The organism is Pseudomonas shiyinii (genome assembly GCF_056725765.1).
This window is the reverse complement of the sequence record NZ_CM161522.1, coordinates 1861386-1873755: the sequence shown is the minus strand read 5'-3', so window position 1 is coordinate 1873755 and position 12370 is coordinate 1861386. Positions and strand designations below refer to the sequence as shown.

The 12370-nt window shown below is 56.9% G+C and carries 12 protein-coding genes; 1 reads left to right on the top strand and 11 read right to left on the bottom strand.

Going from position 1 to position 12370, the window contains the following annotated elements:
* Positions 1–14: 14 nt before the first annotated feature.
* The 5 genes from dinB to speD are packed head-to-tail and all read right to left on the bottom strand — an operon-like array spanning position 15 to position 6173.
* Positions 15–1133 (bottom strand): DNA polymerase IV, encoded by a 1119-nt coding sequence (gene dinB, locus ACXHGZ_RS08720; RefSeq protein ID WP_480463351.1) that lies wholly within the window; start codon positions 1131–1133, stop codon positions 15–17.
* Positions 1093–3186, bottom strand: a complete 2094-nt coding sequence (locus ACXHGZ_RS08715) for an Orn/Lys/Arg family decarboxylase (protein ID WP_480463349.1) — start codon at positions 3184–3186, stop codon at positions 1093–1095. The genes dinB and ACXHGZ_RS08715 overlap by 41 nt, the downstream gene beginning before the upstream one ends.
* Positions 3176–4381, bottom strand: a complete 1206-nt coding sequence (locus tag ACXHGZ_RS08710; RefSeq protein ID WP_480463348.1) for an MFS transporter — start codon at positions 4379–4381, stop codon at positions 3176–3178. Before ACXHGZ_RS08710 ends, ACXHGZ_RS08715 begins: the two co-directional genes overlap by 11 nt.
* Positions 4382–4393: 12 nt before the next feature.
* Positions 4394–5800, bottom strand: coding sequence for a coproporphyrinogen-III oxidase family protein (locus tag ACXHGZ_RS08705; protein ID WP_480463346.1), 1407 nt, complete (start codon positions 5798–5800; stop codon positions 4394–4396).
* Positions 5784–6173, bottom strand: coding sequence for an adenosylmethionine decarboxylase (gene speD / locus ACXHGZ_RS08700; RefSeq protein ID WP_480463344.1), 390 nt, complete (start codon positions 6171–6173; stop codon positions 5784–5786). The genes ACXHGZ_RS08705 and speD overlap by 17 nt, the downstream gene beginning before the upstream one ends.
* Before the next feature lie 806 nt (positions 6174–6979).
* Between speD and ACXHGZ_RS08695 the strand changes: the two genes are divergently transcribed.
* Positions 6980–7207 carry a hypothetical protein gene (locus ACXHGZ_RS08695; RefSeq protein ID WP_043206911.1) on the top strand — a complete coding sequence of 76 codons (228 nt, stop codon included), beginning with the start codon at positions 6980–6982 and terminating at the stop codon, positions 7205–7207.
* 129 nt (positions 7208–7336) lie between these two features.
* Here the strand turns inward: ACXHGZ_RS08695 and ACXHGZ_RS08690 are convergent, their stop codons facing one another.
* From ACXHGZ_RS08690 to ACXHGZ_RS08665, 6 genes are all read right to left on the bottom strand, one after another.
* Positions 7337–7810: a copper chaperone PCu(A)C gene (locus ACXHGZ_RS08690; protein WP_324813414.1), complete on the bottom strand. Its 474-nt coding sequence runs from the start codon at positions 7808–7810 to the stop codon at positions 7337–7339.
* Between the two features lie 5 nt (positions 7811–7815).
* A complete protein-coding gene (locus tag ACXHGZ_RS08685; protein WP_084857958.1) occupies positions 7816–8421 on the bottom strand; it encodes an SCO family protein in 606 nt (201 codons plus the stop codon).
* 342 nt (positions 8422–8763) lie between these two features.
* Complete coding sequence (gene dmpG, locus ACXHGZ_RS08680) at positions 8764–9798, bottom strand: 4-hydroxy-2-oxovalerate aldolase (protein WP_480463343.1); 1035 nt, start codon at positions 9796–9798, stop codon at positions 8764–8766.
* A gap of 10 nt (positions 9799–9808) precedes the next feature.
* The gene (locus tag ACXHGZ_RS08675) at positions 9809–10717 is read right to left on the bottom strand and encodes an acetaldehyde dehydrogenase (acetylating) (RefSeq protein WP_084857956.1); all 909 of its coding nucleotides are present in this window, start codon (positions 10715–10717) and stop codon (positions 9809–9811) included.
* Between the two features lie 16 nt (positions 10718–10733).
* Entirely contained in the window at positions 10734–11525 is a 792-nt protein-coding gene (locus ACXHGZ_RS08670; RefSeq protein ID WP_480463341.1) for a fumarylacetoacetate hydrolase family protein, read from the bottom strand.
* Positions 11522–12349, bottom strand: coding sequence for an alpha/beta fold hydrolase (locus ACXHGZ_RS08665; RefSeq protein WP_480463340.1), 828 nt, complete (start codon positions 12347–12349; stop codon positions 11522–11524). Before ACXHGZ_RS08665 ends, ACXHGZ_RS08670 begins: the two co-directional genes overlap by 4 nt.
* Between the last annotated feature and the right edge of the window lie 21 nt (positions 12350–12370).

Sequence of the window (12370 nt, the reverse complement as noted above, 5' to 3'; positions counted from 1 at the left end):
CGGGAATAACATGCTCACCATGGCATTTCCAGTTGTATACCGTCCGCAGCTTTGCGGCGGATTTTGACGGCGATACCCACCAGGCGTACAGCGCGTCCTTGGCGCTTGGTGTCCCAAAGCCTCCGACACAAGCCGTGAAGAACTTTCGGCTCCAAATCGAATGCAGGTGCTTCGGCTCCTGCACTTGAGAAGTCAGAAAACTTCAACTTGACGTGATTTCTTATGACATAGGCCTCGTTATCGATTTCCGCCAAACGTGCCCGCAAAGCGCTTGTTAACCCATCAAGCTGCTCAATGCAGCTGGCAAAGTCCTTGCAGTCTCTTGCCAGCGTATGTTCTACGCCCAGAGAGCGCACCTCACAAGGCCTCTCTTCATTGGTTTCCTTGCCTTGGCAACGTTCCCACACGTAGAAGCCATGCACCCCAAGATAGTGCAACAATGCCGGAATTTTTTCTGCAGTTACATCTGCACAACGATAGCATCCTAGGTTTTCAAGCACCGCCCAGGTTTTCGGGCCAACCCCCGGGATCTTGCGGATATCAAGGCTAGAAAGAAATGTCTGGACCCGGTCCGGCGCAATCACGAATTGACCGTTGGGTTTATTGATCTCGGATGCGATTTTGGCCAGATATTTCAACGGGGCGACCCCTGCTGAAGCAGTCAACCCCAGTTCACATTGAATGCTTGTTCTAATCTGTTCGGCCATCAAAGTCGCCGACCCTGCGCAATGAGACTGGCCAGTAACATCGAGCGTGGCTTCATCAAGGGATAAGAACTCAACACGCGAGGTATACCGCCGAAAAATACCACTGAGCTTACGCGTTACGGCCTCGTAGCGTTCGAAACGCACAGGTAGTAATACAAGATTTGAGCAGAGCCGCTGTGCCGTGGCCGTCGCCATACCGCTCTTGATCCCGAATCGACGGGCGATGTAGTTCGCCGTGCTGATTACGCCGCGCTCATCTGCCCGCCCCCCCACCGCGACCGGACAGTGACGCAACCAAGGAGCATCCAGTAACTCCACCGAGACAAAAAAAGAATCCATATCGACATGAATGAATTTGCGCTCAGCACAACGGCGTGAGGTGCTATCACCCAAGAACGAACACCCCAAACGAAGCAGTTCCATCATCGTTGGCGATCAGGTGCACGCCTTGGATATGTGGTGCGAAACGAGGATGCTGGGCTGAAATGGCCTCGATTGCCAACAAGTAACTTACTAACGCCGGGGTCCAACACTCACCTGGTGCAATACACAAGATGCCTGGCGGGTAAGGTATAACGCCCTCTGCAGCCACCTTACCAAGCACATTCACTAGCCTCGTTAAAACTGCCGCGCCTCGTACAAATTGTTGATTAGCTTCCTGCGGCGTGAGTTCGGCAACGGTCAGATCGATAGCACTGAAAACCTCTGCTTGTCGACGTTCAATTTCAAACCTTCTATATAAAACGTTGATTTGCTGGCACACGTCGATCAAAGAGGTATTCCTATAGGGTGAACCCTCATAACATAATGATGGAAGGACCTGTAACGCTGGCGTACCTGCGAGCAGATGAGCTTCGAATGTCGCCAGACAATCGACCAACCGGTCGATACTCTGCTGCGTGCTGGAGGGTGTCATCAATAAGGTGAAGTTATAGAAGTCTGCCTTTTCCGGTGTGAAGTCGTTATCTCGGAGGTATTGGGTCAAGATGCAGGCAGGAACATCAATTCGTAACGCCCCAAGCCTCCCTTTGGTTCGAGTTAGGAAAATCACTTTGCATGGATCCAAATAGTGAAGCCCTTTCTCCAGAGCGAACGCGGTATCGCGCCCAACCACCTCATGAGCTTGGGCGTCTTTGTTTTGGGATGGCCAAAGCAAAGGCTTGATCAACTGGCATTGATGCAAAACTTTAAGGCGAAAAGCATCTGCTTTTCGAACAACCTCTTGCCATTGCCGCGCGCCTTCGCCATTGGCAAGCATGGCAGCGTTAACTTCCAATGACATGAACAACGGGTATGATGGGCTGGTCGACGAATGCTGCATGAAGGCACTGTTAAATACATGCCATGGACAGTAGTGCGGCTGACCGCATAAATGCTGGTCCTTTTTATGGATCTGCGATGTCTGGGAAAGCCCTGACATCTGTTTGTGTACAGACTGCGTCACCAGAATGCCCGGCGACTGCTTGTGAAGAGGCACGTTCAAAGGTGAGAGCCCAGCCAATTGCGGGATAAAAGACTCATACCCCGACCACGCGGCATCAAACAATATATAGTCACATAGATGGCCGATGCGTTTGAGTAACGCGGCAGCATCGACAATTACGCCATCGCAAGTGGAATGTTGCACGATGGCCAATCGAAACGGTCGCTCCCGCCCAGCTCGATCCTGATCAAGATCAGCGGCTTTGCGTCGGAGCCGTGCTTCATCTAGAGCTCCGCTCCGATAACCGCCGAGAATGCCGCGTTCGTCCCGAACATTTTCGAGATATATGGGTAGTGCCCCACATTGCACTAAAGCTCCAAGAAATACCGATTTGTGGTTGTTCCTATCCATCAGGACGAGATCGCCAGCGGTTAACAAAGCACTGGTAACGACTTTATTTGCGGTCGATGTACCATTAAGTACAAACCAAGTCTCGTCAGCGCCAAATACTTTCGCTGCCAGCTGCTCAGCCTCATGGACAGGTCCTTGATGAGACAATACGTCGCCAAGCTCGGGTGCCGCATGGGGGACATCCACTCGGAAGATGCCATCACCCAACAGACGACGCAGTCGCGCGCCAGCCGGGTGTAACTCAAGGCATCCGCCTCCCTGATGGCCGGGACAGGCATAAGTGGGCCGACGCCGAGCACTGAACGCTGCCACGGCTTGTGTGAACGGCGGCAACGCCGATTGTTCGTAGGCACTGGCTGCAGCAATTACCCGCTCTTGTTCACCGACTGATAGAGGCGATTGCAACCACGTTGCTTCCAAGTCCATAAGTTGGGCAAACCGTGGCGGATACGCTTGGCCAACGATAAAAAGTGGCAAATTCCAGCGCCTTACAGCTTGCACCACCTGATCAGCAACGGCATCCCACGCGGTGAGCAATAGCGCTGAGGCATAAGCGAGATTTTCGCATTGTTGAAAGAAAACACTCTCGCCATTACCTAACCAGCTTGTATCAATAGTCTCGCTATGTACGATCCTAATGTTCATCGAGGCCTCTTTTAATGTTCCAGCGCAGGGGGGCGACCACCAACATGAATGTCATCCAAATCAACGTAGCCGGACCGACCAATAGATAGACAAGGCTGGCGACCAGCCCGGAAAAGGCATCACCAATAACAGCAGTGAAGTAATATAACGAAAAGTTTCGCCCCACCTGCTGCTCGTTCGATAGACATTGAATGTTTGTCACGATGGCAATATCCACGAAAGCGCCAACGAACCCAACACAAAACAAAATCAAAAGAAACAATATACCATTGAACTCCAAGGCTACCGCAGCCGCAAAGAAAAGTGCGCCATATAGCATCCAATAGCGCCATACCAGGCGCGCCGTGGTGTACGGATTGAACTTCGTATAGAGCATACCACCGAATACGGTGCCCATCGCCAGAAGTGAAAACACGTAGCCTACCGCTGCTTCTGAAACAAAATGATCTAGCACTGACGCAGGTAGGATGAAGCGAATTACTGAGGTGGCGAACATTGCGCACAGGGTGGTGCAACAGACCACAGCGAACAGCGGAACATTGTCCATACGCATTTGCTTGACGCTCCCCACCGCCTCATGCACAAGCGCCAGACCGTCGAATGTCTGAGTGTGCCGCGTTTTGCTTGGGGCAAGGATGATCAGACTCGCCGTAGAAAGCAGCAGACAAAGCGCGAAGAATAGAAAAGTCGCTTCGCTTGCATACAACAATGCAATAAAAGAAAACACCAGCGGCCCGACGATCGATGAAATGTCTTCGATTACCTGCACACCGCTGTTGACCGAGGACAAGTCCTCACGATCAATGATATCGGGAAAATAAGCACGGAACGTAGGCACATACAAGCAATCCAGCGCCGTCATGAACATCGCCAGTACCGTCACCACAACCAATGCCGGCTCGTGAAAGCTAAACAACACAAAGAACAATAATGCCACGAGACTTTTGGCCAATTCCACCCGTATCAAAGTTCGCTTCCGATTACCGTTATCCGCCAACCATCCGCCAACCGGAGAGAATATTACGCTGGGCAAATAGCGAAAAAAATAGGCTACACCAATCAATAGCAAATCCATACTCGCCATCGACACTACCGTTACAGCAAAGGCTGCCTCGAAGGCAAACTCACCACATTTGGATAAACCATAACTAGTAGCCAGCGATCGAGTGGCCGAACTTAAATTCAATGCATGCATTTCCTCTATACCCTAACTCGCCTGGTAAATCAGTTCATCTTCGCTAATGTCTCGCCCAGGCGTGCTCAGACGCTGGTAGACCAAACGCCTAAGGATATTCTGCTCACTTTCGGGAATTAAATAGAACATGAGGTTGCTATACCACAGCCACCCAAGGCGGGTAAGTTCGTAAATCTCGCCTTTTTCCAAGATAAGCCCGGCTTCGATCAAGGCATTCAACCGTGCCATCAACGACGAAGGTATTCGATCAATCTCAATCAAGCGCTTTTCAACCTTTCCATGATACGGGAGGCGCAGCACTAAAGGCTTGACCACATCGAACAGAGGGTCGTGCTGACTTACTTGGCACAGACACTCCCCTTTCGACATCTTACGAATATATTGATTCCGCAGCGGGGTATTGGTGATGACATTTCCAGCCACGCTGGAAATGGCATTTACTCCGAATCCTAGCAGGTCGTGATCAGCATAACCGTAAACATGTTCGTGATAGACAAACGAGTAATCAGAGGTTATCAGTTGCTCCACCGCATGAGGCATGCGTACGTAGCCATGGCCATTGTAAGGCACATAACCTTTCTGCCGTAAATGTTCATCGAACATGAGTTTCATATTCAGCTTGCGCAGGGCCGGCATCACCTCTGGGAAACGAGCCCTGATCTGCTTGTGCAACCTGACTGAGGTGGCTGCATTGTTGATCGGGTAGATATCGATATTGCTCACGCCCAACGCGATTGCTTTGTCTATATCCGCTAGGGTTTGTTGCTCATTACTGCCGTTCATGCCATAGAGAATGTCACATAAGACATGATCGAAACGGGTTACCAACTGCTCAACCGCTCGTTCAACCTGACCGATGTCCTCTTCCAAGTTGAATAAACGACGCCACTGTGGATCAATCGTCTGCAGACCGAAACGGGCGTGGCTTACACCAATATCGGCAAGCGCTGCGACCCGGTCAGCCGTTACGCTGCCAACGTGGCATTCGAAAGAAAACTCCTCGACTTCGGACATATCGAAATATTGATGCAAAGATTCCCCGATGGCATGGATATTCCTAGGCGAAAGCAAGGACGGTGTACCACCACCAAAGAAAATCGCACGGATCGGCACTGCGCGCAGGTCCATGAGTTTGGATTTATATTCGATTTCGCTCAGGAGGGCCTGGGTATAACGGTCTATCGCCTCACTATCTTTATATAGACCACGTGTGAATGGACAAAACGTACAAATGGATTCACAAAACGGAACATGGAAATACAAGGCCCTGGACCGTGCTTGTATGTTAGCAGTGTGAAATATTGCCGCCATCTGCTTCTCGGAAGGCGGATAGACATGCAGGGACTGGGAAGGAAAGAAAAAATTATATAAAGGAAACTGGTAATCAAACTTGATCAAACCATTATTGACAAGCTTCACAATTATACCCCCTTACCTTAGGCGGACAGCTTCCGCGCAACAATGTCCTGCTAGTTATAGTTGCACGCCTTCCAAAAAACCGCCTGATAGCACGCCCAATGGATTGATTATCTTTTCCGCAGGCATAGACATCAATACTTATATAACTATTTTCCGGATACGTATGATAAGACAAGTGCGATTCGGAAAGCAGAAACAATCCGGTGACCCCTTCGCCCCCACCCGAAAATTCGTGAACCAAATCGTCGATAACAGTAAAACCGGACGACCTTAACGAAGAATAAAAAAATCGGTGCAACACCCGCGCGTTACGCAGCAGGTTGGCATTAGCTCCAGTAATATCCCAAACCGTATGATACCCGACGTCCTCCATGGGGCACCTCTCCCTTCGCTCCAAGAGAAAGAATGGAGGGGCGATCAGTAATCGCCCCTTTGAATGTGGCGCTCACCACATACATATACCTTTTTCCGTTACCCCCACAACATCGACCTTGAACATCTCAATAGCTGATTTCATACGAAGCAACCTCTTAAGTTTCTGCGATCATTGTATTTCCCCCAGTGCAAGCGGGCAATTTCACGATAGACGGTAAGCACAATTAAATACAACCCACCACTTGTAACAAAACTTATTTCAGAGAAGCCACAAAAACAGAAGTTGTGAGAAACTTCCCACACACCACAAAAAACTTAAACACCACAAACCAGGAGCACACGACTCCTTGGGCCGTTTTATTAAACAACCTACCGATAAGCGATCGATCACCCCACTGAACAATATTGTTGTGTCGAAACCTATGACCAATTCGGCTTCCGAGCGGACTTGCCCCCGATCAAGGGCAACGCCCTTGCCTCCAAGCGCGCAGGCAGGGCAGGCCCAATCGCGGGACAAGCGTTCCTAGAGAATAATTGTGCAGTTCTGCAGCGCCGAGCCTGCCAAACCAGCCGAGGCGCCACTTGGCGCAGCTCGCAGGCAGCCCCCCTACCCTGACGCCAGTCAGCTAAGCCTTATCGGCTGCATTTGGGGCGGCTTCGCAGCCCATCGCCGGCAAGCCGGCTCCCACAGGTTCCGCGGTGTCTACAACAGGTGGGAGCCGGCTTGCCGGCGATGGGGCCTTAACGGACAGGCATTCCCCCCTACCCCTGCTAAACTGAGTGGGCTGAACGGAGGATCCTGCCATGTCCGATAGAGAGCTCACCACCCTCCTGACGCTGATGAACCAGCGCCAAGCCTGTTTGAGCAGTGCTTGCAAGGAGATTGCCGACTGGATCGACCGGCAGGGCGATGTGCCCGCTGCTGGCAAGATCCGCGCAAGCCTCAAGGCCCTGGAAGCCGAAGATGCCCAGGTGCGCAAGACCTTGACGTCGTTGACCATCGAACGGCCGTTACCCAGGTTTCGTAGCTGAGCGCCAGTCGAGGTGACGTGGGGCCATTATGCGCCCCAGTAACGATACAAGGCCGCCCCCGCAGCATCCATCGGGTGCTTGCAGGGGCGGCCTTGCGTCATGCCGGGAAACCCAGCGGTATTTGAACGATCAGTGTTGCATGTGCCCGTGGTCATGCCCCGCTTCGGCGGCCAGCGGGCGTACAGGGGCCTGCACCTCGAGGGTCTGCCTGGCGCCCTTGGCATCTTCGACGACCAGGGTCAGCGGTACCTGCTCGCCTTCCTTGACCTGCTTGGCCAGGCCCATGAGCATCACGTGATAGCCATTCGGGTCCAGGCTCACGGCTTTGCCGGCCGGCAGCTCGACGGCCTTCACTTCACGCATGCCCATCACATCGCCGTTCATGGTCATTTCGTGCACCTGCACGGTCTTGGCCACGGGCGAGGCCACGCTCACCAGCTTGCTGTCGGTATCGGCGGTCAGGGTCATGAAGGCCCCGGTCGATTGCTGGTGCGGCACGCTGGCGCGTACCCAGGCGTCGCTCACGGTGGTCTGGGCCAGGGCCGGCAGGGCCAGGCCCATCAGCGCCAAGGCGGCCAGGCCGTGCTTGAGTTGCATCGAAATTGCCATTAGCAGATCTCCATCAGGGTGAGCAGGTCTTCGGCGCATTCCTTGGCATTGAGGGAATGGCCCAGGCTCAGGCGCAGGGTGCCGCGCGAATCGTAGACATAGCTGGTGGACGAATGGGAGATGGTGTAGGTATCGCCGGCCGGGACCTTTTCATAGAACACCTTGAACTCCCTGGCCACCTCGGCGATCTCCTCAGGGGTGCCGGTGAGCGCCGTGAACGAAGGGTCGAAGGCCTTGACGTAGGCGTCGAGCACCTCGGGGGTGTCGCGCTCGGGGTCGAGGGTGATGAACACCACTTGCAGGAAACCGGCGTCACGGCCCATCAGCTTCTTGATCTGCACCGCACGTGCCAGGGTGGTCGGGCAAACGGCCGGGCACTGGGTGAACCCGAAGAAGATCATTGGCATCGAGCCATAGAAGCTCGACAGGGTACGTTCGTTGCCTTGGGTATCCTTGAGCCGGAACTTACGGCCGAGGATTTCGTTGCTCATGTTCTTGCCGTACTTGAATTCGAGCCCCCGGGCCGGGTTGCAACCGGCCAGCAGGCCAAGCCCCAGCACGCCCATCCCGGCGACGACAGCACGCCGGGTCAGTAAATCAGTCATGGAACCATCCTTTACAGGGAAGGTGCCGGCCCCTGGGATGGGCCAGCTGAAAACCGAGGCATTCTGGCATGACACCCCCTGGGCATCCAGCCGACAGAGGTCCAACCCCACGCAAGCCATTGAATTCCGGGCTGCGTCTTGTTGTCGCAGGGGTTGATCTCGTAACACTTTGTTGCTCTACCGCATGGCACGGCACATATCCTGCTTGCGTGATTGGAGCAGCCACTGTGGGCACGGGCTTGCCCCGCGATCGAGGGCGAAGGCCTTGTCATCCCACTGCGATGGCAGGCCCGGCCCAATCGCGGGACAAGCCCGCTCCCACAGCTACGCCAGCTCCCCCAACTACCCGGCAGTACCCTTGTTACCGCGGGACAAGGTCAGGGCCAGGTCTTCGATCATGTCCTCCTGCCCGCCGACCGTGCCGCGACGACCCAACTCCACCAGCAGGTCGCGGGCCGGGATTCCGTACTTGGCCTCGGCACGCTTGGCGAACAGCAGGAACGAGCTGTACACCCCGGCGTAGCCCAGGGTCAGGGCATCACGGTCCAGGCGGATCGGCTGGTCCATCATCGGCACCACCAGGTCCTCGGCCACGTCCATGATGCGATACAGGTCCACCCCGCTCTCAACGCCCATGCGCTTGAGCACGGCGACGAACACCTCCAACGGCGTGTTGCCGGCACCGGCACCGAGCCCGGCCACCGAGCCGTCGATACGCACCGCGCCGGCTTCGATGGCGGCCAGGGAGTTGGCGATCGCCATGCCCAGGTTGTGATGGCCGTGGAAGCCAACCTCGGTAGCCGCCTCCAGGCCATCGCGCAGCACGGCGATCTTCTCGCTCACCTCGTCGGGCAACATGTAGCCGGCCGAGTCGGTGCAGTAGATGCAGTTGGCGCCATAGCTCTGCATCAGACGCGCCTGCTCCAGCAGCTTCTCGGCGCTGACCATGTGCGCCATCATCAGGAAGCCCACGGTATCCAGGCCCATCTTGGCAGCCATGCCGATATGCTGGCCGGATACGTCAGCCTCGGTGCAGTGGGTCGCGACGCGAATGGTCGAGACGCCGTGCTCATGGGCCATCTTCAGATGGTCGAGGGTGCCGATGCCCGGCAGCAGCAGCGCCGAAACCCTGGCGTGCTTGAGCTTGGGAATCACGGCACTGAAGTACTGTTCATCGCTGTGGGCAGGGAAGCCGTAGTTCAACGAGGCACCACCCAGGCCGTCGCCATGGGTGATCTCGATCAGCGGCACGCCCGCGGCATCCAGCCCGGTGGCCACGTCCACCATCTGCTGCAGGCTGATCTGGTGACGCTTGGCGTGCATGCCGTCGCGCAGGCTCATGTCGTGCAGCAGCACATTCTTACCTTGAAGGTTCATCGCACTCTCCTCAGCGGGCCGGCAATTGCAGGGTGCCCTTGTGGGCTTCTTCGGCGAACATCTCGGCGGTGCGCAGGCCGGCGGCGGTCATGATGTCCAGGTTGCCGGCCGACTTGGGCAGGAAGTCGCCCAGGCCTTGCACCTCGACGAAGATCGACACCTTGTTGCCATCGAACACCGGGCCGTTGACCAGCGTGTAGCCAGGCACGTAGCGCTGCACTTCCTCGACCATGGCCAGCACCGAGGCGCGGATGGCGTCCTGGTCGGGGGTGTCGTCGGTCAGGCAGTGGATGGTGTCGCGCATCATCAACGGCGGCTCGGCCGGGTTGATGACGATGATCGCCTTGCCGCGGCGGGCACCACCGATGCTTTCCACGGCACCTGCGGTGGTACGGGTGAACTCGTCGATGTTCTGCCGGGTACCGGGGCCCACGGAGCTCGACGACACGGTGGCGACGATCTCGCCATAGGCCACAGGCTGGACGCGCGACACCGCCGCGACCATGGGGATGGTGGCCTGTCCGCCGCAGGTGACCATGTTGACGTTCATCGCAAGCTTGGCGGCATGCTCCTTGAGGTTGACCGGCGGCACGCAGAACGGGCCGATGGCCGCCGGCGTCAGGTCGACCATGATCACCCCAAGCTCGTTGAGCTTACGGCTGTTGTGCGCATGCACATAGGCGGAGGTGGCATCGAAGGCGATGCGGATATCGTCGTCCAGCACATGGGGCAACAGGCCGTCGAGGCCTTCGGCAGTGGTCTTCACGCCCATCGCCCGGGCCCGCTTCAGGCCCTCGGACTCCGGGTCCACGCCTACCATCCAGACCGGCTCGATCCATGCCGAGCGGCACATTTTCATCAGCAAGTCGGTGCCGATGTTCCCCGGGCCGATAATGGCCGCTTTCAGTTTCTGGCTCATGGGCCTTGCTCCTCGATCAGGCTCGGAAGGACACCTGGGCACTGCCCAGGCCATCGATGGTCAGGGAAAAGCGGTCGCCTGCCCGCACGGGCTCCAGCGGCACCAGCGAACCGGAGAGGATCACCTCGCCGGCCTTGAAGGGGATGCCGAAGGCGCCGAGGGTGTTGGCCAGCCAGGCGACCGCGGTCAACGGGTTGCCCTGCACCGCCGCGCCCAACCCTTCGCTCAGCGGTTCATCGTTCTTGAACACACGCATGTGCAGCGCCGGCAGGTCCAGCTGGCGTGGGTCGACCCGTTCCTGGCCAAGCACGAACACGCCACAGGAGGCGTTGTCGGCCACGGTGTCCTGGATACGGATACGCCAGTCATCGATGCGCGAATCGACGATCTCGAAGCACGGCGTGATGAAGTCGGTAGCCGCCAGCACGTCGGCCTCGGTGACGCCCGGGCCGACCAGGTCATGCTTGAGCACGAAGGCGATCTCGCCCTCGGCGCGCGGCTGGATCAGGCGGTTCTCGGCCAACGAGATCTCGGCACCGTTATCGAAGGCCATGGCGCGGGTGATGAAGCCGAAGTCCGGCTGGTGCACGTCAAGCATGCGCTGCACGGCCGCCGAGGTGACGCCGATCTTCTTGCCGACGATACGGTCACCGGCGGCGACCCGTCGCTCGATGCAATGCAACGAGATGTGGTAGGCATCCTCGATGGTGATCTGTGGCCAACGCTCGGTCAGCGGTGCCAGCGTCTGCCCTTCGCACAGGGCCTGGTACAGTTCGTCGCCGTGCTGGCGGCGCAGTTGCAGGCTCATGGGCGGCCCTCCTCGAGAAATGCCAGGCAGTCACGGTTGAACAGGTCACGGTGCTCGACCATCACCCAGTGGCCGCATTCGCTGAGCAGCACGAAGCGGACGTGCCGGCAGGCCTGCATCAAGGTGTTGGCACCGGAGACGGGGCAGAACTTGTCGTCCATGCCCCAGAACCCCAGGATCGGGCAGGCCAGCTCCGGCAGACGCTCGGCCATGTTCGGCACCTCCATGGTGGAGAGCACGCAAGGGGGCTGCTGCGCCACCACTGCGACCCGCTCGGCCACCGTCTCGTCGTCGATCAACGACGGGTCGAACAATTGCAGGCCCAGCAGGCGCTTCATGCCAGCGGCATCGCGTAGCTCACCGCTGGCGAAGGCCGTGGCCATGCGCTGGATGCCTTCCATCTGCAGGTAGTACTGCGCCTTGTCCATCAGGCCACCGGGGGCCATCAGCACCAGGCGCGCCACCCGTTGCGGCTGACGCAGGGCGATGGCGATGGCGATGGCCCCACCCAGGGAGTTGCCAACCAGCGTGCAGCGCTGGATATCCAGGGCATCGAGCAGGCCCAGCAAAGCCTCGACGAAGAAATCCAGGGTATAGGCGGTTTCGGGTTTGTCCGAGGCACCATAGCCTGGCAGGTCAGGCACGATGGCGCGATAGCCGGCCTCGGCGAATACCGGGTAGTTGTGCTTGAAGTTGCTATGCCCGCTGGCACCCGGGCCGCTGCCATGGATGAACACCACCGCCTCGCCCGAGCCGACATCCTGATAGTGCAATTGCAGGCCACCCGGCAACCTGACCTTGTGCCCTTGCGCTGCTGCGCCCATGGGGAACCTCCCAGCTTGTTG

What these genes read in the sequence shown, in the direction of transcription:
- speD (WP_480463344.1), bottom strand. Translation starts at nt 6,173, where the DNA reads ATGGAGGACGTCGGGTATCATACGGTTTGGGATATTACTGGAGCTAAT.
- ACXHGZ_RS08715 (WP_480463349.1), bottom strand. Translation starts at nt 3,186, where the DNA reads ATGAACATTAGGATCGTACATAGCGAGACTATTGATACAAGCTGGTTA.
- ACXHGZ_RS08695 (WP_043206911.1), top strand. Translation starts at nt 6,980, where the DNA reads ATGTCCGATAGAGAGCTCACCACCCTCCTGACGCTGATGAACCAGCGC.
- dinB (WP_480463351.1), bottom strand. Translation starts at nt 1,133, where the DNA reads ATGATGGAACTGCTTCGTTTGGGGTGTTCGTTCTTGGGTGATAGCACC.
- ACXHGZ_RS08670 (WP_480463341.1), bottom strand. Translation starts at nt 11,525, where the DNA reads ATGAGCCTGCAACTGCGCCGCCAGCACGGCGACGAACTGTACCAGGCC.
- ACXHGZ_RS08710 (WP_480463348.1), bottom strand. Translation starts at nt 4,381, where the DNA reads ATGCATGCATTGAATTTAAGTTCGGCCACTCGATCGCTGGCTACTAGT.
- ACXHGZ_RS08685 (WP_084857958.1), bottom strand. Translation starts at nt 8,421, where the DNA reads ATGACTGATTTACTGACCCGGCGTGCTGTCGTCGCCGGGATGGGCGTG.
- dmpG (WP_480463343.1), bottom strand. Translation starts at nt 9,798, where the DNA reads ATGAACCTTCAAGGTAAGAATGTGCTGCTGCACGACATGAGCCTGCGC.
- ACXHGZ_RS08665 (WP_480463340.1), bottom strand. Translation starts at nt 12,349, where the DNA reads ATGGGCGCAGCAGCGCAAGGGCACAAGGTCAGGTTGCCGGGTGGCCTG.
- ACXHGZ_RS08675 (WP_084857956.1), bottom strand. Translation starts at nt 10,717, where the DNA reads ATGAGCCAGAAACTGAAAGCGGCCATTATCGGCCCGGGGAACATCGGC.